Annotated in this window: 21 protein-coding genes and 1 tRNA gene; 20 read left to right on the plus strand and 2 right to left on the minus strand. The window is 43.2% G+C overall.

The annotated features are described in order from the left end of the window. Positions 1-2: 2 nt before the first annotated feature. The 6 genes from ABN702_RS03375 (at position 3) to clpX (ending at position 6,189) form a co-directional block, all read left to right on the plus strand. Positions 3-605, plus strand: coding sequence for an XTP/dITP diphosphatase (locus ABN702_RS03375; RefSeq protein WP_417900810.1), 603 nt, complete (start codon positions 3-5; stop codon positions 603-605). A gap of 10 nt (positions 606-615) precedes the next feature. Further along, positions 616-1,119 (plus strand): metallophosphoesterase, encoded by a 504-nt coding sequence (locus tag ABN702_RS03380; RefSeq protein ID WP_417899394.1) that lies wholly within the window; start codon positions 616-618, stop codon positions 1,117-1,119. Between the two features lie 158 nt (positions 1,120-1,277). Further along, positions 1,278-1,354 (plus strand) — tRNA-Arg (locus ABN702_RS03385). Positions 1,355-2,013: 659 nt separating this feature from the next. Next, positions 2,014-3,048 carry a tetratricopeptide repeat protein gene (locus ABN702_RS03390; protein ID WP_417899395.1) on the plus strand — a complete coding sequence of 345 codons (1,035 nt, stop codon included), beginning with the start codon at positions 2,014-2,016 and terminating at the stop codon, positions 3,046-3,048. A 217-nt stretch (positions 3,049-3,265) separates the two neighbouring features. Then, positions 3,266-4,552 carry a trigger factor gene (gene tig, locus ABN702_RS03395; RefSeq protein WP_417899396.1) on the plus strand — a complete coding sequence of 429 codons (1,287 nt, stop codon included), beginning with the start codon at positions 3,266-3,268 and terminating at the stop codon, positions 4,550-4,552. A gap of 368 nt (positions 4,553-4,920) precedes the next feature. Next, positions 4,921-6,189 (plus strand): ATP-dependent protease ATP-binding subunit ClpX, encoded by a 1,269-nt coding sequence (gene clpX, locus ABN702_RS03400; protein ID WP_386640684.1) that lies wholly within the window; start codon positions 4,921-4,923, stop codon positions 6,187-6,189. A 46-nt stretch (positions 6,190-6,235) separates the two neighbouring features. Here the strand turns inward: clpX and ABN702_RS03405 are convergent, their stop codons facing one another. Beyond that, positions 6,236-6,802: a hypothetical protein gene (locus ABN702_RS03405; RefSeq protein ID WP_417899397.1), complete on the minus strand. Its 567-nt coding sequence runs from the start codon at positions 6,800-6,802 to the stop codon at positions 6,236-6,238. 140 nt (positions 6,803-6,942) lie between these two features. Here ABN702_RS03405 and lonB point away from each other — a divergent pair, with 140 nt between their 5' ends. The 6 genes from lonB to ABN702_RS03435 all read left to right on the plus strand — a co-directional run bounded on the left by lonB (position 6,943) and on the right by ABN702_RS03435 (position 14,567). After that, on the plus strand, positions 6,943-8,628 hold the full coding sequence (gene lonB / locus ABN702_RS03410) for an ATP-dependent protease LonB (protein WP_417899398.1): 1,686 nt from the start codon (positions 6,943-6,945) through the stop codon (positions 8,626-8,628). A gap of 477 nt (positions 8,629-9,105) precedes the next feature. Beyond that, positions 9,106-11,430, plus strand: coding sequence for an endopeptidase La (gene lon, locus ABN702_RS03415; protein WP_417899399.1), 2,325 nt, complete (start codon positions 9,106-9,108; stop codon positions 11,428-11,430). Beyond that, a complete protein-coding gene (yihA, locus tag ABN702_RS03420) occupies positions 11,427-12,011 on the plus strand; it encodes a ribosome biogenesis GTP-binding protein YihA/YsxC (RefSeq protein WP_417899400.1) in 585 nt (194 codons plus the stop codon). The genes lon and yihA overlap by 4 nt, the downstream gene beginning before the upstream one ends. A 284-nt stretch (positions 12,012-12,295) precedes the next feature. Next, positions 12,296-13,078, plus strand: a complete 783-nt coding sequence (locus tag ABN702_RS03425; RefSeq protein WP_417899401.1) for a transporter substrate-binding domain-containing protein — start codon at positions 12,296-12,298, stop codon at positions 13,076-13,078. Positions 13,079-13,161: 83 nt separating this feature from the next. After that, positions 13,162-13,824 (plus strand): amino acid ABC transporter permease, encoded by a 663-nt coding sequence (locus tag ABN702_RS03430; RefSeq protein WP_417899402.1) that lies wholly within the window; start codon positions 13,162-13,164, stop codon positions 13,822-13,824. Positions 13,825-13,835: 11 nt separating this feature from the next. Next, a complete protein-coding gene (locus tag ABN702_RS03435) occupies positions 13,836-14,567 on the plus strand; it encodes an amino acid ABC transporter ATP-binding protein (RefSeq protein ID WP_417899403.1) in 732 nt (243 codons plus the stop codon). 57 nt (positions 14,568-14,624) lie between these two features. Here ABN702_RS03435 and ABN702_RS03440 read toward each other — a convergent pair whose 3' ends face one another. Further along, positions 14,625-15,107, minus strand: coding sequence for a LiaF transmembrane domain-containing protein (locus ABN702_RS03440; protein ID WP_417899404.1), 483 nt, complete (start codon positions 15,105-15,107; stop codon positions 14,625-14,627). 236 nt (positions 15,108-15,343) lie between these two features. Between ABN702_RS03440 and hemA the strand changes: the two genes are divergently transcribed. The 8 genes from hemA to ysxE all read left to right on the plus strand — a co-directional run bounded on the left by hemA (position 15,344) and on the right by ysxE (position 24,270). Then, positions 15,344-16,714: a glutamyl-tRNA reductase gene (hemA, locus tag ABN702_RS03445; protein WP_417899405.1), complete on the plus strand. Its 1,371-nt coding sequence runs from the start codon at positions 15,344-15,346 to the stop codon at positions 16,712-16,714. A gap of 15 nt (positions 16,715-16,729) precedes the next feature. Continuing rightward, entirely contained in the window at positions 16,730-17,563 is an 834-nt protein-coding gene (locus ABN702_RS03450; RefSeq protein ID WP_386640655.1) for a cytochrome C assembly family protein, read from the plus strand. A gap of 28 nt (positions 17,564-17,591) precedes the next feature. Next, positions 17,592-18,524 (plus strand): hydroxymethylbilane synthase, encoded by a 933-nt coding sequence (hemC, locus tag ABN702_RS03455; RefSeq protein WP_417899406.1) that lies wholly within the window; start codon positions 17,592-17,594, stop codon positions 18,522-18,524. Then, positions 18,524-19,279, plus strand: a complete 756-nt coding sequence (locus ABN702_RS03460) for a uroporphyrinogen-III synthase (protein WP_417899407.1) — start codon at positions 18,524-18,526, stop codon at positions 19,277-19,279. Before hemC ends, ABN702_RS03460 begins: the two co-directional genes overlap by 1 nt. Further along, positions 19,280-20,260 (plus strand): porphobilinogen synthase, encoded by a 981-nt coding sequence (gene hemB, locus ABN702_RS03465; RefSeq protein ID WP_417899408.1) that lies wholly within the window; start codon positions 19,280-19,282, stop codon positions 20,258-20,260. Positions 20,261-20,343: 83 nt separating this feature from the next. Then, complete coding sequence (gene hemL / locus ABN702_RS03470; protein ID WP_417899409.1) at positions 20,344-21,633, plus strand: glutamate-1-semialdehyde 2,1-aminomutase; 1,290 nt, start codon at positions 20,344-20,346, stop codon at positions 21,631-21,633. Between the two features lie 193 nt (positions 21,634-21,826). Beyond that, the gene (gene spoVID / locus ABN702_RS03475; protein ID WP_417899410.1) at positions 21,827-22,978 is read left to right on the plus strand and encodes a stage VI sporulation protein D; all 1,152 of its coding nucleotides are present in this window, start codon (positions 21,827-21,829) and stop codon (positions 22,976-22,978) included. Positions 22,979-23,232: 254 nt separating this feature from the next. After that, positions 23,233-24,270 (plus strand): spore coat protein YsxE, encoded by a 1,038-nt coding sequence (gene ysxE / locus ABN702_RS03480; RefSeq protein ID WP_417899411.1) that lies wholly within the window; start codon positions 23,233-23,235, stop codon positions 24,268-24,270. Positions 24,271-24,276 lie beyond the last annotated feature (6 nt).

Below are 24,276 nucleotides of genomic sequence, written 5' to 3' on the forward strand. Positions count from 1 at the left end.
CCATGCAGGAGATTATCATCGCCACGAACAATCCCGGCAAAGTTCAGGAGTTTCAAACAATCCTTGAACCAAAAGGGATCTTAGTTAAATCATTGGCAGATTTCCCAGAGATTCCGGAAGTGGAAGAGACAGGGACAACCTTTGAAGAAAATGCGCTATTAAAAGCATCTGCGGTAGCGGAATATCTGGGTAAAACCGTTCTTGCCGATGACTCCGGGTTGGAAGTGGATGCCCTGAACGGAGAACCGGGTGTGTACTCAGCGAGGTACGCGGGTACTAATAAAAATGACAGGGAAAATTATCTGAAGGTCTTAGGGAAGCTGGAAAATGTACCAGATGAAAAGAGAACAGCAAGATTCGTTTGCGTTTTGGCAATCGTGCAGCCTACAGGTAATAATCATACTGTCCGTGGGACCTGTGAAGGAAAGATTACACATCAGCCTATCGGTGAAAATGGATTCGGCTACGATCCCGTATTCTTTGTAGAAGAAAAAGGGAAAACGATGGCACAGCTCTCCAAAGAAGAAAAAAGTGAAATCAGCCACAGAGGGAATGCGATCAAGCAATTAACCAATAAGTGGGATGATTTATTTCTCACAAAATAGGAGTGAGAGGATGAAAGTACTAGTTGTCAGTGACAATCATGGTCAAACAGATGTCCTGCAGCAGCTGAAGGCCCGACATCAAGATGAGGTGGAGCATTTCGTTCATTGTGGGGATTCTGAATTGCCATCGGACAGCACGGCAATGGAAGGTTTTTATGCGGTGAGAGGAAATTGTGATTTCGATAGTGGTTATCCACAGAGATTAATCATAGAAGTTGAAAGTAATCGTCTCTTTATTGCCCATGGTCACCTTCATCAGGTGAAATCCTCCTTGATGCCGATCAAGTATGCTGCAGAAGAGGAGGAAGCAAATATAGTCTGCTTCGGCCACTCTCATATCGCGGGTGCGGAATATACCGGGGGGATCCTCTTTGTGAACCCTGGCAGCATCAGCTTGCCACGTATGACACATGATAAAACCTATGCTATAATAGAAGAAACAAATCTGGATTTTTTCGTACACTACTATAATGAAAAGGGAGAGAGATTATCCTCTCATACCTTCAACAAGTAGAGAGGGGAGGCCCAATTCTCTCTCTTTCTTCTCTTTAAAAGTTATATAAGAAAAGTTTTTGAAAAAGTGTTGACTTTAGAATCCCTATCTCATATAATAAATCTTGTCGCTGATGATAATTAGTAAATATTTCTTGTGACTATGTCCACTTATTTTTAGTCCCAGTAGCTCAGCAGGATAGAGCAACGGCCTTCTAAGCCGTGTGTCGGGGGTTCGAATCCCTCCTGGGACGCCATTTTACCTAAAGCACCATGTACGTTTTTATGAGCACTTAATCTTTGAGTGCTGATAAAATTGTATGTGGTGTTTTTTCGTCTAACAAAAGGCTCTATTCTTAAAGATTGTTGCTTTAAGGATAGGGTATGGCTAAGGATAAGATGTCAACATTAAACACCCTGTTGGTCTCCGTTCCAGGCGTTCGCTTTCCGCGGGGTCTCCCTTGACACGCTGCTCCCGCAGGAGTCTCACGCCTTGCACTCCAACCAACAGGGGTGACCCAAAGTGAAAAATTTGTCTTTCTAAAAATAAAAATGTATTTTGTCTCAATTTTCATTTCAGTAGGGGATTTGATTGATTTTAAGGCTCTTCCTTTTAGCAAATAATGTTTAACCCGTGAGTTGATTGTAGCGGAAGACACTTGACTCCTGCGGGAGAATAGATGGCATTGGAGACCCCTCAGGCGAAGCCGAGGAGGCTCCAATCCGTCCCCGCGGAAAGCAAGTGTCTGCAGCGGAAATCAACGGGCTACATTTGATGTGTTAATTTTATCTTAATAGCAACAATGACATCTCGAATGGCATTCACCCGTCATTCCCATTTCACTTGTACTCCCAACTAAACATTGATACACTTGTTTCAAATATTTCCACAAAAAAATAGGATGGAAAAATACATATGACAAACAAACAAAAACAGATAAAGAAGGTTGTAGAGTTCCCAAATCTTAAACAGCGATTATTGGAAAAAGCGATGAATACAATGAAGGAAAAGAAGTTCTCAGAGGCGCTTGCGCTGTTCGAACAAGCAAGAGAAAATGAATATGCCTATGCAGAAGTGGAGCTTGGGATGATTGTATGTTATATGGAACTGGGACAGCTTGCCGAGGCGAAGAACCGCTGCAAGAAAATGCTCAGGGAAGACATCGGGGATTACTTTCACATCCTCCAAATCTATATCACAATCCTTATTCAGCTGAAAGAGTATGGGGAAGTGAAGAATACGATTGAGGCGATTTTAGAGGAAGATAAAATTCCGGCCCAGTATGCACAGAACTTTTATCAGCTTCTGGAATTTGCGAGAAAAATGCTCCCAGGGCAGGATGAAGCACAGGATAAGGAAAAGGAAGACCCGGTAATATACGATGATTCGCACACTTTTCCCATCGAAAAGCTACATAGCGGTACACTGCAAAAACAGTATGAAATCATTCAACAATTAAAACAGATGCATATTCGTCCTTATCTTCCTGACATCGAACAATATCTTCAAGATGTAGAAAAGCATCCTGTATTAAAGACATTTCTCCTCCATATGCTGAAGGAGCAAGGAGTGGAGAAGGAATTTCACGTACATAAGCTGGGTCAAGCCGCTATAGTCGTACCGAAGGATCTACCCACTGGTGAAGAGGATCCATTTTTAAACAAAGTGATCGGGCTATTGGATGATTCGGTAAACAGCGAAAATCCGGTTTTATTTGAAAGCTTGAAGGAAATGCTTGTAAGGTTACATACTGCACAGTTTCCGATTCCATTTCAACCCTCTTCCCCAAAATTATGGGCAGCAGGATTGCATAGGCTAGGCAATGATCTCTATGGGATTCCTCATGACGAAGAGGAATTTTTTGACCAATATGGTGTAAAGGCTGTTGAACTGGAAGGCATCCTGGACCAAATTAAGAAGCTTGAAGATTTTTCATTTTTACATTTATAATGGTATCTGTTGAACTCGTTGCAGGTTGTGTTATAATGTAAGGGTTGTAAACTGTATATACCATATAGGTTTCTTAGATTGTGCCAGAATATGGGACAATCAGGAATGTGCATGCAGCAAATTTTGTAAACAAACAACCACGTGAAAATGTGGTTATGCCGATTAGATAGTGACAGTTTCATTATCTTTTTCGAAAATAGATGTTGGAGGGAAAATTATGTCTGCTAAATGGGAAAAGTTAGAAGGAAATCAAGGCGTGTTAACAATCGAAGTTGACGCTGAAACTGTTAACAAAGGTCTTGACGAAGCATTTAAAAAAGTTGTAACAAAAGTTAACGTACCTGGATTCCGTAAAGGTAAGGTACCTCGTGGAATGTTCGAACAACGCTTTGGTGTGGAAGTACTTTATCAAGATGCTCTTGATATCATTCTTCCTGAAGCTTATGCAAAAGCTGTAACTGAAACTGGTATCGAGCCTGTTGACCAACCGGAAATCGATATCGAAAACATCGAAAAGAACCAGCCTTTGGTATTCACTGCGAAAGTAATCGTGAAGCCGGAAGTTAAACTTGGCGACTACAAAGGGTTAGAAGTTGAACGTATGGATGCTAACGTTTCTGACGAAGATGTAGATGCTGAATTAAAGGGTCTTCAAGAGCGTCAAGCTGAGCTTGTTGTAAAAGAAGAAGGCGCTGTAGAAAATGGCGACACAGTTGTGATGGACTTTGAAGGATTCGTAAACGGTGAAGCTTTCGAAGGTGGAAAAGCGGAGAACTATTCTTTGGAAATCGGTTCTAATACGTTCATCCCTGGCTTCGAAGAGCAACTGGTTGGAATGACAGCTGGAGCAGAGAAAGAAGTAGAAGTTTCTTTCCCTGAAGAGTACCATGCTGAAGAGCTTGCTGGTAAGCCTGCTGTATTCAAAGTGACACTTCACGAAATCAAAACAAAAGAACTTCCTGCACTTGACGACGAGTTCGCGAAAGATGTAGACGAAGAAGTTGAAACGCTTGAAGAGCTTAAAGCAAAAACAAAAGCTCGTCTAGAAGAAGCAAAGAAAACAGACGCTGACAATCACCTTCGTGACACGCTAGTGGAAAAAGCTGCTGCTAACACAGAAGTGGAAATTCCAGAAGCAATGGTGAAAACAGAAACTGACCGCATGGTTAAAGAATTCGAACAACGCCTTCAAATGCAAGGTATGACTTTAGATCTTTACTTCCAATTCTCTGGTCAGGACGAAGAAGCTCTTCGCACTCAAATGAAAGAGGATGCAGAAAAGCGTGTGAAAATGAACTTGACTCTTGAAGCTATTTCCATTGCTGAAAACATCGAAGTAACAGATGAAGAAGCGAACGAAGAAGTGGAAAAAATGGCTGGTATGTACAATATGCCTGTAGAGCAAATCAAGCAAGCGCTAGGAAGCTTGGAAGGTCTTAAAGAAGATTTGAAAATCAGAAAAGCAATTGATTTCCTTGTAGAAAACAGTAAAGATGTTGCATAATAATATATAAGAGACAAGGCGCGACTTGATCGTGCCTTGTTTTGTACCATCTGGACAAGATTCTGATTAGATTTTCCTTTATTTCCACCCATCGCTGTGTTATTTATTTCATATCATGGATACAATAGTACGGACTCTTCCTCTAAAATATCCATACATAACCAAAGAGATATTATTAGAAATGTTAGGTAAATATGTGGTAAAATGCAGTACATAACTATTCGTTTTGATTAATGGGAAAATGGATTTTTTCTTATTGGATAAGAAAGCTGGGCAGGATAATAGGTCTGTTCGGCATTTCTATTCTTTGTTTAATCTTAGCCAGCCGGTGGATGAGAATAGAGAGAAATGATAAGGGGTGAAACAATTTGTTTAAATTTAATGACGAAAAAGGACAATTAAAATGTTCTTTCTGTGGGAAAACGCAGGATCAAGTTCGAAAACTTGTTGCTGGGCCAGGTGTATACATATGTGATGAATGTATTGAACTTTGTACAGAGATTGTGGAAGAGGAGCTAGGTACAGAGGAAGAAGTGGAGTTTAAAGACGTTCCGAAGCCAAAAGAGATTCGTGATATTCTAGACGAATATGTTATTGGACAGGAGTCTGCTAAAAAATCGCTTTCCGTAGCGGTATATAACCACTACAAGCGTATCAATTCGAATAGCAAGATTGATGATGTGGAGCTTGCGAAGAGTAATATTGCCATGATCGGTCCGACTGGTAGTGGGAAAACCTTATTGGCTCAAACTTTAGCAAGAATACTGAATGTTCCTTTCGCTATTGCCGATGCGACTTCTTTGACAGAAGCTGGTTATGTTGGGGAAGACGTAGAGAATATTCTGCTTAAACTGATTCAAGCGGCGGACTATGATGTAGAAAAGGCTGAAAAAGGCATCATCTACATCGATGAAATCGATAAAGTGGCACGTAAGTCGGAGAATCCATCCATTACGCGCGACGTTTCCGGTGAAGGTGTACAGCAAGCGTTACTGAAGATTTTGGAAGGTACTGTTGCAAGTGTACCTCCACAAGGCGGACGTAAGCACCCTCATCAGGAATTCATTCAAATTGATACCACGAATATCCTATTTATTTGCGGTGGGGCATTTGACGGAATCGAACAGATTATCAAGCGCCGTCTAGGTAAAAAAGTAATTGGATTCGGAACTGTTGAAGCAAAAGCGGATGAGCTGGAGCAAAAGGAACTTCTTTCTAAAGTGTTGCCAGAAGACCTTCTTCGCTTTGGTTTGATCCCGGAGTTCATCGGACGTCTTCCGGTTACTGCAAGCTTAATGCCGTTGGATGAAGATGCATTGATTGAAATCCTGACTAAGCCTAAAAATGCACTTGTGAAGCAATATCAAAAGATGTTGGATCTTGATAATGTCGAGCTTGAGTTTGAAGATGGAGCGTTAGTTGAGATTGCGAAAAAAGCGATCGAAAGAAAAACGGGTGCGCGTGGACTAAGATCCATCATTGAAGGCATCATGCTTGATGTGATGTATGAACTTCCTTCAAGAGATGATATTAAAAAATGTGTCATCACAGCTGATACCGTAGCGAACAATGTCGCTCCAAAACTGATTCTGGATGATGGATCCGAATTGGAAGAGGACGAAAAGACATCTGCATAAATAGTAAAAGAGCATTCCTTTAGGAGTGCTCTTTTTTTATGTGAAATCAATCAAACTGCATATTGAAAATAAAGTAAAGTACACCAATTTCCAAGGGGGATATCAGATTCTCTTTATGTATTACAAATCTAAATTTGGGTCTTGGAAAACGCTTCTCCACTTTAATTTCAGCAACAAGCAATTCATCACTTTTTATGTAGGCTGTCCGATTGAACATATCCTTTTGAATCGTTAGGGTATCATTCTCCTTTTCATACAGGAACTTGCCATGCGTCTTTACTTTGGATATATCTTTTAAAATATACTTCTTTTCTTCCAACTGTTGATTATGTATGAGAATATCCCACTTCATCCGTAATAAATTCTCTTTAAAGGTTCGTTCCTGTACTATCACTTCCTCCCCATTTTGTGCAGATCCTCTGCAATCCTTTTTACCGAAAAACACGATGGCACCTTCCGAAATGATAGGAATAGGCAGTTTGGACATGATTGCTATCCATTTTTTTCGATAGGTTCGTCCGAAAGAGGCTATTGCTTGTCCTTCTAGGTTAGAAATTATTATCGGTTTTGATGAATATTTGAACAGTGGCAAAGTAAATGTATATTCCTGCAAAAAAGCACCCCCTTCCTTGTATTTTACGGGTTAGAAAAGAATAAGTTTCATAATTTAACCAAATGCACATTTGTGGTTTATTCCATCTTTTGCACGGAGATACTAGCAAATAATCACATCACGAATGCAGGAGGGTAATTATGTCTTGGACAGGTATTGCACTGTTTATTCAGCTTTTTTTTGGGGTCATCATTGGACTCTATTTTTGGAACCTGCTACGAAATCAACGTACTCAGAAAGTCTCGATTGATAAAGAGTCAAAAAAAGAAATGGAACAATTACGCAAAATGAGAAGTATCTCTCTTTCCGAGCCTTTGGCGGAAAAGGTGAGGCCGACCAGCTTCAAAGAAATAATCGGACAGGAAGATGGAATCAAAGCATTGAAAGCGGCAATATGCGGACCTAATCCACAGCATGTCATCATTTACGGACCTCCTGGAGTGGGGAAAACTGCTGCAGCGCGACTGGTTTTGGAGGAAGCAAAAAAGAATAGAAAGTCACCTTTTAAATCCTCCGCGGTGTTTATTGAACTGGATGCTACCACAGCCAGATTCGATGAAAGGGGAATTGCCGATCCGTTGATAGGATCTGTGCATGACCCGATCTATCAAGGTGCAGGTGCGATGGGACAAGCTGGTATACCACAGCCGAAGCAGGGTGCTGTCACCCATGCACATGGAGGAATGCTCTTCATTGATGAAATCGGGGAGCTGCACTCCATTCAAATGAATAAACTCCTGAAAGTGCTTGAAGACCGAAAAGTGTTCCTTGATAGTGCGTACTATAGTGAAGAGAATCATCAAATCCCTCAACATATTCATGATATTTTCCAAAATGGTCTGCCTGCGGATTTCCGGTTGGTTGGCGCAACTACTAGAACACCAAACGAAATACCCCCAGCTATTCGCTCCCGCTGTATGGAAGTATTTTTCCGTGAATTGGACAAGGAAGAGCTGGAAGTGGTTGCAAGAAACGCTGTGGACAAGATACATATGACAGCAGAGGAGGCTGGAATCAGTCTACTCGCCTCATACACAAGAAACGGGCGGGAAGTGGTGAACATGATGCAGATTGCCGCAGGCCTTGCCATTACAGAGGACAGATACGAAGTGAAGCTTGAAGACATTGAATGGGTCATCCATTCCAGTCAGCTGGCTCCTAAATACGAAAACAAAATAAAGGAAAAAGCGCAGCTTGGCCTCGTAAATGGCCTTGCGGTATTCGGACCTAATTCAGGAGCGTTACTGGAAATTGAAGTAACGGCCATCCCAACAGAGCCTAAAAAGGGTACGGTGAATATTACAGGAATCGTGGAAGAGGAAAGCCTTGGTGGCCAGAGCGGCAAATCAGTGCGCCGCAAAAGTATGGCCAAGGGATCGGTGGAAAACGTCATTACGGTACTGCGTTCACTGGGAGTACCTGCTGCAGATTTCGATATCCATGTGAACTTCCCTGGTGGTGTCCCGATTGATGGGCCTTCAGCAGGAATAGCAATGGCAACAGGAATATATTCCGCCATCTTCAAATTGCCTGTTTCCAATCTTATTGCGATGACAGGTGAAATCAGTATTCATGGTACAGTAAAGCCAATTGGTGGAGTGATTCCAAAGATTAAAGCGGCTAAGCAGGCGGGGGCCAAGAAAGTGATCATCCCTGCAGAAAATATGCAGTCCATCATCAGAGAAATAGATGGAATCGAAGTGATTCCGGTACATGAGTTCCAGGAAGTGCTAGACCTGGCTCTAGTAAGGGAAAAAGCGACCGACACCATTATCGAGAATATCCTACAGGTGCCAATCGCTGTGCCGAAGACGGAATCGATGTAAAGTTAGTAGATTTAATTAAAGGGATTTTGAGATGGGGGTATCGTGAAAAATGATACCCTCATTGCCGTTTATTATGGATAGAGAGGGTATCAATCACGTTGATTGATACCTTCACTCCAGGTAATAGAGAGATGTGAGGGAATCAATCCCTCCGATTGATACCTTCACTCCAGGTAAAAGAGAGCCGTAAGGGAATCAATCATTCCTTTTGATACCCCCACTCCAGCTTAAGGAATGTAGAGAAGGCATCCTCCTTACCTTTAACACCTCAAACAAACTCATTTATTGCACTTCCACTCCTAAAAAGGTAAAATTTTTACTACTGGTTTTGATAATAACTTCCTGAAACAAGTAAAGAATAGTACAAACAATATCTTTTCTTTGTATTTGCCCACTCTTAATTAGACAGGGCTAGGCAATTAGGATAGAATTGAACAAAGATGAAACAACAATGGAAGAGCGTACGGGGGTGTTACGATGGCAGAGAATAAGGAATATCATGTTCCATTATTGCCTTTAAGAGGTTTGATGGTGTTTCCCACGATGGTGCTTCACTTGGATGTGGGCAGGGATAAATCCATTCAGGCCTTGGAAACAGCAATGCTGAATGATAATATTGTAGTCCTTTCTACACAAAAAGAGGTAAGTACGGATGTACCTTCAGAAGAGGATCTGTATGAATGGGGAACATTGACGAAGGTAAAGCAGATGCTAAAGCTTCCAAATGGTACGGTCCGGGTACTGGTAGAGGGGCTCGAGCGTGCTAAGATTGAAGAGTTCATCGAGAAGGAAACACATTGGGAAGCGAAGTTGCTGACATATCCTGATACAGAGGATAAAGATGCAGAAGATGAAGCGTTGATGAGAACGTTATTGGAATACTTTCATACATATACGAAGCTTTCAAAGAAGACGACGATTGAGACGTATCATACGGTATCTGATATTGCGGAGCCGGGAAGAATGGCGGATATCGTCACTTCGCACCTTCCTTTAAAAATGAAAGAGAAGCAAGCGGTGCTCGAAACGAGAGACGTTAAGGATCGACTTCATAAAGTAATCAAGTATGTAAACAACGAAAAAGAAGTACTTCAATTGGAAAAGAAAATAGGACTTCGCGTGAAGCGTTCGATGGAGCGCACGCAAAAGGAATATTACCTGCGTGAACAAATGAAGGCCATTCAAAAAGAGCTTGGTGATAAAGAAGGCAAAGCAGGCGAAATTGAAGTACTGAAAGAAAAGCTGAGCAAGATTGATATGCCTGAGAACGTAAAAAAGACGGCATTAAAAGAAATCGACCGGTATGAAAAAATCCCATCCAGCTCAGCCGAAAGCTCTGTAATCCGCAATTATATAGATTGGCTATTGGGCTTGCCATGGGATATCTCCACAGAGGATCAGCTAGATATTAAAAGAGCCGAACAAATCCTGAATGAAGATCATTTCGGCTTGGAAAATGTAAAAGAGCGTGTACTGGAGTATTTGGCGGTACAGCAGCTGACAAAATCACTGAAGGGGCCGATTCTTTGCTTGGCGGGACCTCCAGGAGTGGGGAAAACGTCGCTTGCGAGATCGATTGCAAAATCCCTGAACAGAAAGTTCGTCCGAGTATCCCTAGGCGGCGTGCGGGATGAGTCTGAAATCCGCGGACATAGAAGAACCTATGTAGGTGCCATGCCGGGCCGTATTATTCAAGGGATGAAAAAAGCGGGAACAATCAATCCAGTTTTCCTGCTGGATGAAATCGATAAAATGTCCAACGATTTCCGTGGGGATCCTTCTTCTGCCCTGTTGGAGGTCCTGGATCCGGAACAGAATTTTAATTTCAGTGACCATTATATTGAAGAAGCTTACGATTTATCGAACGTCATGTTTGTGGCAACAGCCAACAATCTGGCGACAATTCCTGGGCCGCTGCGTGACCGTATGGAAATCATCACAATCGCAGGGTATACGGAAATAGAAAAGCTTAATATCGGTAAAGACCATCTATTGCCAAGACAGGCGAAAGAGCATGGACTTGAGAAAAACTTGCTCCAGATCCGTGATGAAGCAATTCTTTCCATCATCCGCTACCATACGAGAGAAGCGGGAGTCCGTAGTCTGGAGAGACAGCTTGCCTCCATCTGCAGAAAAGCAGCCAAGATCATCGTATCGGGCAGCAAAAAACGTGTCATTATTACCAACAAGAACCTGCCGGAATTTTTAGGGAAGCCAAAATTCCGTTATGGACAGGCTGAGCTCGAGGATCAGGTTGGTGTAGCGACAGGATTGGCGTATACGACTGTTGGGGGGGATACTTTATCCATTGAAGTCTCTTTATCCCCGGGTAAAGGAAAGCTGCTCTTAACTGGAAAGCTTGGCGATGTGATGAAAGAATCTGCACATGCGGCATTCAGCTTTATCCGCTCCAGAGCGAAAGAGTTGAATATCGATCCTGATTTTAACGAGAAAAACGATATCCACATACACGTTCCTGAAGGAGCTGTACCGAAAGACGGCCCTTCTGCAGGTATCACCATGGCAACAGCCCTCATCTCCGCTTTGACTGGGAAACCGGTCCGCAAAGAAGTGGGAATGACCGGGGAGATCACCTTAAGAGGACGGGTGCTGCCAATTGGCGGACTAAAGGAGAAATCTTTAAGTGCGCATCGTGCAGGATTGAAGACAGTAATACTACCAAAAGATAATGAAAAAGATTTGGATGATATTCCAGAAAGTGTGCGGGAAGATTTGACGTTTGTCTTAGTATCACATCTAGATGAAGTGTTGGAACACGCATTAACAGGAGAGACACAATGAAAGTAACACAAGCAGAAATTGTAATCAGTGCCGTAAAACCAGAACAGTATCCTAATGATCTTTTGCCGGAATTCGCCTTGGCGGGTCGTTCCAATGTAGGTAAATCATCGTTCATCAATAAGATGATCAATCGAAAAAACCTTGCGAGAACTTCCTCCAAACCGGGTAAAACACAAACATTGAACTTTTATTTGATCAATGAAATGCTTCATTTTGTGGATGTACCTGGTTACGGATTCGCTAAAGTGCCAAAATCGGAACGTGACGCCTGGGGTAGAATGATGCAGACTTATTTGACTTCACGCGAGCAGCTTCGTGCTGTTCTGATGATAGTCGATCTGCGTCACCCGCCTTCCAAGGACGATGTTACGATGTATGACTACCTGAAGCACTATGATCTTCCGGTTATCGTTATTGCAACAAAAGCGGATAAGATTCCAAAAGGCAAATGGCAGAAGCATAAGAAGGTAGTAAGAGAAACCTTGGACATGGACCAGGAGGATGAGGTGGTTTTATTCTCTTCTGAAACCGGTCAAGGGAAAGATGAAGTGTGGGGTATACTCCAAAAAAGAATGAAATAGCATGTAAAGCGGTAGGACATTAGTCCTGCCGCTTTTTTGTATTTCCTATTAAACTTTTTAAAAAGTTATAAAATATAGGTTTATTCTGAATTGTCTAATGGGAATAGAAAGGATACGGGAGTATGTGGGAGCATCTCTATGTTACATGGGAGGTAGTCTTTGCTTACGAGAGAATATACTGAATTATCAAATGATACTCTCTCATACCGTATTTGTGGCAGTTTTGTGAAAATGCTACGATTTAACTAGTACATAAAAATACTCATCAAGGGGGATTCAGGAAATTGAAAAAGAGATTATTATTTGTGTCACTGTTCTTATTATCTACTATTCTAGCAGCATGCGGAGGTGGCAAAACCACATCAGATGAAGGATACGAACTAGTGGAAGACGGAAAGTTTACATATGCAGCATCCGGAGAATTCAAACCATTCAGTGTTACGGATGGATCAGGTAAGATGAGCGGCTTTGATATTGAGGTTGCAGAAGCGGTTGCAGAAGAGCTTGGTCTTGAACCGGTTCAGAAAAAATATACATTTGCGAGTATCGTGGAAGGTGTGAAAAGCGGAAGGTTTGATGCAGCTGTAGCAAGTCACACCATTACACCGGAGCGTGCAGAAGCAGTGGATTTCTCCACACCTTACTACTATTCCGGACCACAGATTTTTGTTCGTCCAGACAGCGATATACAGACATTGGATGATTTGAAGGATATGGAGGTAGCCGTATCGAGAGGATCCACCTATGCGGATATCATGGAAGGTGTTTCTGACAATGTCGTCAACTATGATAGTGACGTTGTCGCATTGGAGGCTCTGAACAACGGCCGTCATGATGCAGTAGTAACAGATTTCGTCACCGGCAGGGAAGCAATCGGTGCCGGAATGGAACTAGAGGGTCGTGAACTTCTGGAAAGAAGTGAACAGGCAATCGGTATCGCCAAGGGCAATGAGAAGCTTCTTGAAGCGGTAAACAAAGCAATAGAAACATTGCGTGAAAACGGAAAGCTTAAAGAAATCAGTGAGAAGTACTTCGGAGAAGATATCACAACAGAGCCTAAAGAGTAAATGAATTCTTACTTTATTTGATCTAGATGTGTGGTGTCTATACACCACACATTTTTTAAATCGCCAGAAGGAGAGTGAAAAATATGCCAAGCTTGGCGCATTTTATAGAAGTATTTATGGGTTCTTATGACATGTTCCTGAGAGGAATGCTCAAAACCCTACAGATTACGGCAGTATCCATCTTAATTGCACTTTTTATCGGTCTATTTTTTGCCTTTTTAAAGATATCCAAAATCAAAGTTCTTGAGTGGATAGCAAACGCGTATATCTATCTGGTCCGTGGAACACCGTTGATTGTTCAGATCTTCGTTATCTACTTCGGGTTGGTGGAGTATAACATCTCGGCATTCTGGTCGATTTCCCTGGCGTTGGCTTTTCATAATGGCGCATACATAGCAGAAATTTTCAGAGGTACGATTCAATCCATTGACAAAGGTCAGATGGAGGCGGGGCGTTCTCTTGGAATGACGAGACAGCTGACCATGAGGCGCATCATCTTGCCACAGGCCGTCAGAAGAGCTCTTCCCCCACTTGGGAATCAGTTTATTATCGGTCTGAAGGATTCCTCACTAGCGGCATTCATCGGGTTCTATGAACTATTTAACGTTGCCCAAACACAAGGGGCAAACACATACGATGTCATGACCTACTTATTGGTTGTAGCCGTTTACTACTTAGTTCTTGTTGGATTGATTGGAATTATCGTAAATATGCTGGAACGAAAATTCTCAGCGAGCGACAGATAGGAGGATAACGGATGAATACAAAGATTGAAGTGAATAATCTGAACAAGTCATTCGGTTCCTTGCATGTACTGAAGGATATATCGATGACGGTAAATAATAAAGAAGTGGTGTGCCTTATCGGGGCTAGTGGTTCGGGTAAAAGTACCCTTCTTCGATGCATGAACTTCCTCGAAATGAAGGACAGCGGAAGCGTTGTGATTGACGGGAAAGAAGTGGATGTCAAAAAAGACAACCTGAACAAGGTCCGTCAAAAAGTGGGAATGGTGTTTCAGCATTTTCATCTTTTTCCGCATAAAACTGTTCTGGAAAATGTCATGGAGGCACCGATTCAAGTGGAAGGGCTGAAAAAGGCGGAAGCGAAAAAGATTGCATCCGATCTGTTGGCTAAAGTTGGCCTTTCCGAAAAGGAGAACGTGTATCCGAGCAAACTCTCAGGTGGGCAGAAGCAGCGTGTAGCAATTGCCAGGGCGCTTGCTATGAGACCGGAAGTGATGCTCTTTGATGAACCTACCTCAGCACTTGATCCAGAGCTTGTAGGAGAAGTTTTAAAAACTATGAAAGAGCTTGCCGAAGAAGGAATGACGATGGTCGTGGTAACGCATGAAATGGGATTCGCCCAGGAAGTGGCTGATAGAGTGGTCTACATGCATGACGGAAAAATTGTCGAGGAAGGTTCCCCAGATCAGCTTTTCAATAATCCAGAGAATCAGCGGACAAAGGAATTTTTGGACGCCGTTCTATAAATCTTCAAAGAAAAGACCTACAACAATGTATGGAAATTGTCGTAGGTCTTTTTCTGATTATTTCTTTTTGAATATGAGATAGGCGCCAATAAGGATGAGCACCGCTGGCCAGAAAGTATGTAAGGCGGAAAATCCGTTTTCCACGATTCCAAGCATCTCCATCAGGGTATTGGAAAATAGAAAGAAGCTTGCGATTACTGTCAGCACGGCACCTTCAAACAGTCCACTTTTTGTCTTTTGGGAGCGGAGTATAAAACCGACCCCCACGATGAGAATAATAACAGCAAAGTGATCGGGCCAAAATGCCAATTGACCTTTCAGATGAAAATGCAGGCCTACTCCTAGAAGCACAAAGCCTGGTAGAATGTTAGCGGGATCGTTCTGCTTGTAAGCTTGTAATAATAATGCAAACCCTGTAATAACGAGAATGGTCGGCCAAGTAAAGGTTCCCTGCCATAGCTCGATGTTCATCTGTTCCAATAGGAAATATGCTCCAAATAAGAGCAGGAGCAATCCCGGCAAAAAGCTGTTCTTCTTCATGTTTTCCTCCTTGAAATCAAGCCTGAAACCTTGATTCTGCGTAGAATTTCTGTTAATGTACAAGTTGGTGAATAAAAGAATTGTAATGTTTGTAATATATAAAGGAAATGTATTTATTAAGAACGGGTATATTACTTAAAAATGGCAACCATTTGTTCACATTTTAACAGATGTTTCGCCAATCAGTCATGTTATAATTTTTATAGATCATAATTTTCCTGGGGGTGTACGGACAAGTGCATATTATAGTAGTCGGCGTTAATTATAAGACGGCCCCTGTTGAAATCCGTGAAAAATTAACTTTTAATCCAGCTGATCTTGATAAAGCGATGATAGCATTAAAGGATCGCAAATCCATCTTGGAAAATATCATCGTTTCTACCTGTAATCGTACGGAAGTATATGCAGTAGTCGATCAGTTGCATACTGGACGTTATTATATTAAATCTTTCCTTGCTGAATGGTTCGATTTGGACAAGGAAGAGTTTTCTCCTTACTTGAACATCTATGAAAATGATGGGGCTATCGAGCATTTGTACAGGGTTTCCTGTGGATTGGATTCCATGGTACTTGGTGAAACCCAGATTCTTGGACAAATCCGTACAAGCTTCCTCTCCGCTCAGGAGAATCATACAGTGGGGACCATTTTCAACCAGCTTTTCAAACAGGCTATCACACTTGCCAAGAGAGCGCATTCCGAAACGGAGATCGGTTCGAATGCAGTTTCCGTCAGTTATGCAGCGGTGGAGCTTGCAAAAAAAATCTTTGGTGATTTAACAGATAAGCATGTTTTAATTTTAGGCGCAGGAAAAATGGGAGAACTCGCCGTCCAGAATCTTCACAGCAACGGGGTAAAGAAGGTTACGGTCATCAACCGTACATTGGAAAAAGCGGAAAGCTTGGCAAATCGATTTGAAGGAAAAGCCAAATCGATCAAAGAGCTATCCTGTTCGTTGGTAGAAGCGGATATCCTTATCTCTTCTACCGGAGCGAAAGACTTTGTCATTACAAAAGAGGACATGATCTATGTCGAGAGAATCCGCAAAGGCCGTCCTTTATTCATGGTGGACATCGCGGTTCCACGCGACCTCGATCCTGAACTCGATCAACTCGAGAGTGTATTCCTCTACGATATCGATGATCTTCAAGGAATTGTCCAAGCCAATCTTTCCGAGCGCAAAAAAGCGGCAGAAGAGATTGAACTGTTCATTGAAGAGGAAATTGTCGAGTTCAAGCATTGGCTGAATACATTAGGAGTGGTCCCGGTCATTTCGGCTTTACGTCAAAAGGCTTTGGACATCCAATCAGAAACAATGCAAAGCATCCAAAGAAAGCTTCCTCACCTGACTGAGCGTGAAATCAAGGTGCTGAACAAACACACGAAAAGCATCATCAACCAGATGCTCCGTGATCCGATCCTTCGTGCAAAAGAGCTCTCTTCTGAGCCTGATGCACAAGAATCTCTAGAATTGTTTACTAAAATCTTTAATATTGAAGAAGCGGTACAACAAGAAGTCCAAACACAGTACTATGCTGTGAAAAAGGAGAAAAGCACGAGTGCTCCCGTGGGCATTCCGCTTCCTCATGCAGCGACGTTCCAGTCGTAAGAGAGGCCTGAAAATATGCTAGAGATGACAATTGCAAGGCTATATGAGTTTACCATCATCCTTTACGCCTTGAGTGTACTGCTATATTTCATTGATTATCTTCATAATAACCGGAAGGCCAACAAAACGGCCTTCTGGTTACTTGCAATTGTTTGGGTGCTGCAAACAATTTTTTTATTTCTGCGCATGATCGATACCGGAAGATTTCCGATTCTCACCATCTATGAGGGAATGTATTTCTACACCTGGGTACTCATCACTTTCTCCCTTATCATCAACCGGATTCTCCGGGTCGACTTTATCGTATTCTTTACCAACGTTATAGGGTTCCTTGTCATGGCACTACATACCTTCACCCCTATTCAGCACGAATCACAGGTGGTGGCACAGGCTCTTGTTTCGGAGCTATTGATCATTCATATTACAATGGCCATTCTTTCCTATGGTGCATTCTCACTTTCCTTTGTCTTTTCGCTTCTCTACATCCTGCAGTACAATCTGTTAAAGCGGAAAAAGTGGGGAAAACGGCTCCTGCGAATACAGGATCTGTCCAAGCTTGACCATATGAGCTATGTATTGAATGTCATCGGTGTCCCAATGCTGCTTCTCTCTTTGATCTTAGGCAGCATCTGGGCCTCCGTGAAGCTTTCCGAGTTTGTATGGTATGATGCAAAGGTCCTCGGTTCCTTCCTGGTCATTACCGGATACAGCTATTATTTTTATCAGCGTTTGGCAAAGGGGATAACAGGCAAGGCTATTGCTAACTGGAATATAGCCGCTTTTTTAGTGATACTGATAAATTTTTTCCTGTTAAGCAGACTATCAAATTTCCATTTTTGGATTCTATAGAGAACCAAATATAGGGTAAGGAGGATATATGAGAAAAATCATTGTAGGTTCTAGAAGAAGCAAGCTTGCGTTAACACAAACGAATTGGGTGATTGAACAGCTGAAAAGCCTTGGTGCCCCTTTTGATTTTGAAGTGAAGGAAATTGTGACAAAAGGGGATCAGATCCTTGATGTCACCTTATCCAAAGTTGGCGGCAAAGGCCTTTTTGTAAAAGAGATCGAACAGGCGATGCTCGATTGTGAGATCGATATGGCTGTCCACAGTATGAAGGATATGCCGGCAGTTCTTCCTGAGGGGCTGACTATCGGTTGTATTCCTTTCCGCGAGGATCATCGGGACGCGTTCATCTCCAAAGACCATGTTAAGTTTGATGATTTACCGAGCGGTTCGATTGTAGGCACGAGCAGTCTTCGCCGTGGAGCGCAGCTTTTGGCAAAGCGCCCAGACCTTGAAATCAAATGGATCCGTGGAAACATTGATACTCGATTGGCGAAGCTTCAGAATGAGGATTATGATGCGATTATCTTAGCGGCTGCGGGACTTGCCCGTATGGGATGGTCAAAGGATGTAGTAACAGAATTCCTCGATGAAGACCTTTGCTTGCCGGCAGTCGGCCAAGGTGCCCTCTCCATCGAGTGTCGCGAAAATGACCATGAATTACTGGAAACGTTAAAGCTTTTCACCGATTCTGTAACTGAAAAAGCTGTCGTGGCAGAGCGTGCATTTCTTCATAAAATGGAAGGTGGATGCCAGGTGCCTATCGCAGGCTTTGCATCTGTAAGCCAGGAAGACATGGTCACTCTTACTGTACTCGTTGGAGCTCCCGATGGTTCTGTCCTCTACAAAGAAAGAATTACAGGTACAGATCCGGTCCAAGTCGGTCTTGAAGCAGCACAAAGCTTAACCGATCAGGGTGGAAAAATGCTGATTGACCAGGTGAAGAAGGAGCTTGATCAATAATGGACCGTACTTTGCCTTTAGCTGATAAACGCATTCTTATTACAAGAAGCAAGGAGCAGGCATCGTACTTTTCCAAGCAAGTGCTGAAACTCGGAGGGACCCCATTGGAAGTCCCTCTTATTCAATTTTCACTGCCGGACAATAAAGAGGAGGTTTCAGCCGAGCTTGAAGACGCGGCCGCTCATTATGATTGGCTTGTATTTACAAGTGTGAATGGCGTGAATCACTTTTTTGAATTACATAGTAAACCGTTAACGAATAAAATAGCTGCTGTCGGGTCGAAAACGAAGGAAGCATTAACGGAGCGTGGATATGAGACAAAACTTGTTCCATCCTTCTATTCGGCTGAGAATCTGATAGAAGAGATTTCGCGTAGGCTGGATCCGGAACGGGATACGCTTGCATTAATCCAAGGAAACCTCGGCCGGCCTGTTTTGCGTGAAGAACTGCTCCGTTTAGGGTACAATGTTAAACAGATTACCGTTTATGAAAATAAGCCCATTTACCTTACAAAAGAGGATATAGAGGCTATCATGCAGCAGAGCCTGGATCTTATTACTTTTACAAGCCCTTCAACGGTACACAACTTTAAAAAGGCATTTGGTTTGCTTGACGTGCCTGTAGCAGTGATTGGACCGATAACAGAACAAGCAGCAGTACAAGCCGGCTTCACTGTGGTGGCGAGTCCGGAAGTATACACCATGGATGGATTATTGAAAGAGATCATCACTTATTTTCAAAGGGAGGATACGTAAATGAAAGACTTACAATTTGCTCGTCATCGTCGTTTAAGAAGCTCGGATAATATGAGAGCGCTCGTAAGAGAAACACACCTTCATAAAGAGGACTTGATTTATCCGATTTTCGTCGTGGAAGGGCACAATATCAAAAATGAAGTACCATCCATGCCTGGCGTCTATCACCTTTCCTTGGACCTGCTGAATGCGGAGATGGCGGAAGTTATGGATCTGGGAATCAAATCCGTGATTGTGTTTGGTGTACCAAATGAAAAGGATGAAGTGGGAACACAGGCTTATCATGACCATGGAATCGTCCAAAAGGCAATTGCGCAGATCAAGGAGAGCTTTTCCGATCTAGTTGTCATCGCGGATACATGCTTGTGCCAATTCACCAATCACGGTCACTGTGGAATTGTGGAAGAAGGCCAAGTGCTGAATGACCCTACGTTGGATTTGTTGGCACGTACAGCTGTCAGCCAAGCTAGAGCAGGGGCGGACATCATTGCTCCATCCAATATGATGGACGGATTTGTTGCGGCTATCCGACATGGTCTCGATGAGAACGGCTTTGAACATATTCCGGTCATGTCCTATGCGGTTAAATATTCTTCTGCATTTTACGGACCATTCCGTGATGCAGCCCACAGCTCCCCTCAATTCGGAGACCGCAAAACCTACCAGATGGATCCTGCCAATCGTCAGGAGGCACTGCGTGAAGCGGAATCCGATATCATGGAAGGTGCAGACTTCCTGATTGTGAAGCCTGCTCTATCCTACTTGGATATCATCCGTGATGTGAAGAACAACTTCAATGTGCCTGTTGTGGCCTACAACGTAAGTGGAGAATACTCCATGATCAAGGCAGCGGCACAAAACGGCTGGATCAATGAAAAAGAGATCGTGATGGAAATGCTCGTCAGCATGAAGCGAGCTGGTGTGGATCTGATCATCACCTATTTCTCCAAGGATGTTGCACGTTGGTTGAACGAAAACTAAATGGAAAGCGGTCTTGCGCATGTGGACCTCTTCCCAATAAAAATAGAATAATCCATTCGATAGAAAGAAAGGATGACGTAAAAATGAGAAGCTATGAAAAGTCAAAGCAAGCATTTCAAGAGGCAGTAAAATTAATGCCAGGTGGGGTGAACAGCCCTGTCCGCGCCTTTAAATCCGTAAACATGGACCCGATTTTCATGGAACGAGGCAAAGGTTCCAAGATTTATGATGTGGATGGAAACGAATACATAGACTACGTCCTTTCCTGGGGACCGCTTATTCACGGTCATTCCAATGACAGAGTAGTGGAAGCCATCAAAAAGGTAACCGAATCCGGAACAAGCTTCGGGGCGCCTACACTTATTGAAAATGAGCTGGCAAAGCTTGTGATCGAGCGCGTGCCATCCATTGAAGTGGTTCGAATGGTAAGCTCCGGTACGGAAGCAACGATGAGTGCCCTGCGTTTGGCGCGCGGCTTTACAGGCCGGAATAAAATCGTGAAATTCGAAGGCTGCTATCATGGTCATGGCGATTCCCTGTTGATCAAAGCGGGGTCAGGAGTGGCCACACTCGGATTGCCGGACAGCCCTGGTGTACCGGAGGGTGTGGCCATGAACACCATCACGGTTCCTTACAATGATCTTGAAAGCATCAAGTACGCATTCGAGCAGTTCGGCGACGACATCGCTGCCATCATCGTGGAGCCTGTTGCAGGTAATATGGGTGTCGTACCACCGCAGCCAGGATTTTTGGAAGGACTGCGTGAAGTGACAGAGAAAAACGGCTCGTTGCTGATTTTTGATGAAGTAATGACGGGATTCCGTGTTGACTACCATTGTGCACAAGGATACTATGGCGTAACGCCTGATTTGACCTGTCTTGGAAAAGTAATCGGTGGTGGTCTTCCGGTTGGTGCGTACGGCGGGAAAGCCGAAATCATGGCCAGAGTGGCTCCAAGCGGCCCTATCTATCAGGCAGGTACCCTTTCAGGTAATCCGCTTGCCATGACTGCAGGCTATGAAACCTTGGCACAGCTGACACCTGAAACCTATAAAGAGTTTGCCAAAAAGGCGGACAAACTGGAGGAAGGCATCCTTGCACTCTCTAAGCAATACGATGTTCCTTTGACAGTCAACCGCGCTGGTTCGATGATCGGCTTCTTCTTCACGAACGAAGAAGTAACCAACTATGAAAAAGCGAAAACATCCAACCTGGACTATTTTGCGGCATTCTACCGCGAGATGGCGGATAACGGCGTATTCCTGCCGCCATCCCAATTCGAGGGTCTATTCCTATCCACTGCACATAGTGATGAGGATATCGAAAAAACACTCGAAGCAATTGAGAAGTCGTTTTCGGCTATTAAGAAGTAAAATGATTTGTGAAACCCGTCTCTGTGTAGGAGGCGGGTTTTTTGTAATTTTTTTGGATACTGTATATTAACGAACTGGAATAAGTTTTCCCCCCACCCCCACATCTCCAAAAACTTATCATATTCCGTCATGTCCTCACATACACCTTTATTGATATAGTAAATTTTTTTTAGGTGTGAAAGGAGGAACCCCTTTGTCTTCAGAACAACAATCGTGCTTGCGGTTTTCAGTAGAAGAGTCTGTATGGTTTCAAAAGGGACAGGAAGTAGCGGAGCTCATCTCCATCGCGTTGGATCCAGATATTCAAATCCATGAACAGGACCAATATGTTTCCATCAGGGGAGCTTTATTATTATCAGGAGAGTATCATGCTTTTATGAATGAGGAGGAAGAGGAGGATTATCGTCCTTTTACTCAGGCAAGAGTGGTGCAGGAGGTGGAGGAGCGGGAGGATGGCGTTTGGGCGTTGAAGCATCGTTTTCCGGTGGACATCACCATCCCGAAGAACAGGATTCAAAGCCTTGATGAGATTTATGTGTCGATTGAATCATTTGACTACAGTGTGCCTGCTCGCGGCTGCCTGCAGCTGGATGCAGAGCTTTCCATTTCAGGGATCTATGGGCATCAGCAAAGTGCACCTGTAGTGGAGGAGTTTGAGCAAGAGGAGGAAGAAGAGCCGAATGCTTTTGAAGCGGAGGAACAGCCTGAGTTAGAACCGATGTACCGAAGTGCTCATTCTGAATTTGATGCTGATAATGAAGACTTCCATTATGATGCAGATGATGATGAGGAGGAAGAAATACTCAATCAGGATGAAGTCAATGCAAATACGCAATACAGCTACAATGATTCAGGGGAATATGAGCCGTTTGAAGTGGAGGCAAGAAAGAGTGCTGTAAACGATGAATTGGACATTGATGCAGACACCTCCTATTATCAGGCGGATAAGGTCTATACGGAAGATCCGTTCTCGCCGATTTATGCACTTCAGTCTTCTAAACAAGAAGAGGAGGAGGAAGAGGAGGATCCTCAGAATCTTGCATCCTTCTTCGAAAAAAGAAAGCAAAAAGAGAAAGTTGTGGAACAGACTTATCACGAGGAAGAGACAGAAGCTCGTGATGAGAATTCCCTGTCCTTGACGAAGATTTTTGCAGAAGAAGATGGAGAAGAGTTTACGAGGTTGAAAATATGCATTGTGCAGCAAGGGGAGTCCATTGACCATATTGCGGAAAGATATGACGTGACTATTCAGCAGCTTATCCGCATCAACCGTCTGTCCACGGAGGACAATGTAAATGAAGGCCAGTTATTATACATCCCTGCGAAAGCAAAAGCAAAATCCTAGTCGGTTAACATAAAACTTTTCAAAGTGGTGAGGGAGGGGGACCTTTCTCACTTCTTTTGTAGTGCAAGTTTAAAAAGGAGGATAAAAAGAGCAAAGAAGTTAGAGGATGCGAAGGCTCGAGCACCGCAGCGTATGATTTGTAATGTTGCGGAGCGGAGAGGCAAGCAGACGAAGAAATTCTATAGCTTTTTACCGGACTTTTTGAACATCCTCTTTTAGAGATTACTATCCTCAAAAGGAAAGAGAGTAATGTCATGATGACACAAGAATATAATCTCGATGAGCTGTTAAATCAATACGGGGTAACGGCGGAATATGTGGAAAAACATGGAGAGGTATGGAGGGTTGCTACCAAGAACGGCACATTTGCCTTGAAGAAAATCAGAAGAGAGCATGCCTACCCACTGTTCATGAATATTCATTCACTGTACCGGCGAGGAATAAAGACGATTGTACCGATCTATCAGACGAAGCAGGGCTATTACTTTGTAGAAAATTACTCGGATGCCTACTATTTGATGCCATGGATCGAGGATCAGGAGGAAAGGGAACTGGACTTCAAGGATAGTCTCATGTTCAAAGAGCTTTCAAAGCTGCATAGCATGACGGTGAAGGAAAAGGAATATGAGGAAGAGCAGATAACCGCCTTCTATGATCGGCTATCAGGGGAATGGACGAAAGAGCAAGAAGAGCTGGAGAAGTTTGTGGATGAATGCGAAAAAAAGACTTATATGTCTCCATTTGAACTGATGGCATGCACATATGCACATGAGATCTCCCTGGCCCAAAAGTTTTCCCTGCAGAAGCTGGACAGTTGGCAGGAGGAAATCAAAGAAACGAAAAAACATAGGGTGTCCATGAATCATGGCAGGGTTTCCTTTCATCATTTTGTAAAAGATACAGAAGGCAGAGGTTATTTTATCAGCTGGGAACGGGCAAAGCATGGTCCTCCTGCCAATGACCTCATCTCCTTTTATCAGAGGTATCTGCGCACTTACCCGTTATATTGCGATGACTGCATTGACTGGTTCTATGAATATCAGAAAGGCTTCAGTCTGCAGGATCATGAAAAGAATCTGACCTTAAGCTATCTTTCCCATCCGAAAACATTCATGCAAACGATCCAACATTTTCAGCAACCGAGCATCCAGCAAAGAAAACCAGTATCAGAAAGGGAGCTTGTCAAAAAACTGCAAGGCAGCTATTGGATGGCAAAAAATATTGAGTATGTAGCAGGAAGGATCAATCAGATCGAAGAGCAGAAAAAAAATCAAGAGGCCCACACCGGATAAAAGGTG

Origin of the sequence: Bacillus haimaensis (assembly GCF_048270625.1) — a bacterium.
Taxonomy (GTDB): domain Bacteria; phylum Bacillota; class Bacilli; order Bacillales; family Bacillaceae_I; genus Sutcliffiella_A; species Sutcliffiella_A haimaensis.

Coding starts and splice junctions, on each gene's coding strand:
- hemB (WP_417899408.1), top strand. CDS start 19,280: ATGAAAGACTTACAATTTGCTCGTCATCGTCGTTTAAGAAGCTCGGAT.
- ABN702_RS03450 (WP_386640655.1), top strand. CDS start 16,730: ATGCTAGAGATGACAATTGCAAGGCTATATGAGTTTACCATCATCCTT.
- ABN702_RS03435 (WP_417899403.1), top strand. CDS start 13,836: ATGAATACAAAGATTGAAGTGAATAATCTGAACAAGTCATTCGGTTCC.
- ABN702_RS03460 (WP_417899407.1), top strand. CDS start 18,524: ATGGACCGTACTTTGCCTTTAGCTGATAAACGCATTCTTATTACAAGA.
- ysxE (WP_417899411.1), top strand. CDS start 23,233: ATGATGACACAAGAATATAATCTCGATGAGCTGTTAAATCAATACGGG.
- lonB (WP_417899398.1), top strand. CDS start 6,943: ATGTCTTGGACAGGTATTGCACTGTTTATTCAGCTTTTTTTTGGGGTC.
- ABN702_RS03380 (WP_417899394.1), top strand. CDS start 616: ATGAAAGTACTAGTTGTCAGTGACAATCATGGTCAAACAGATGTCCTG.
- yihA (WP_417899400.1), top strand. CDS start 11,427: ATGAAAGTAACACAAGCAGAAATTGTAATCAGTGCCGTAAAACCAGAA.
- tig (WP_417899396.1), top strand. CDS start 3,266: ATGTCTGCTAAATGGGAAAAGTTAGAAGGAAATCAAGGCGTGTTAACA.
- ABN702_RS03440 (WP_417899404.1), bottom strand. CDS start 15,107: ATGAAGAAGAACAGCTTTTTGCCGGGATTGCTCCTGCTCTTATTTGGA.
- ABN702_RS03390 (WP_417899395.1), top strand. CDS start 2,014: ATGACAAACAAACAAAAACAGATAAAGAAGGTTGTAGAGTTCCCAAAT.
- ABN702_RS03430 (WP_417899402.1), top strand. CDS start 13,162: ATGCCAAGCTTGGCGCATTTTATAGAAGTATTTATGGGTTCTTATGAC.
- ABN702_RS03375 (WP_417900810.1), top strand. CDS start 3: ATGCAGGAGATTATCATCGCCACGAACAATCCCGGCAAAGTTCAGGAG.
- hemC (WP_417899406.1), top strand. CDS start 17,592: ATGAGAAAAATCATTGTAGGTTCTAGAAGAAGCAAGCTTGCGTTAACA.
- lon (WP_417899399.1), top strand. CDS start 9,106: ATGGCAGAGAATAAGGAATATCATGTTCCATTATTGCCTTTAAGAGGT.
- hemL (WP_417899409.1), top strand. CDS start 20,344: ATGAGAAGCTATGAAAAGTCAAAGCAAGCATTTCAAGAGGCAGTAAAA.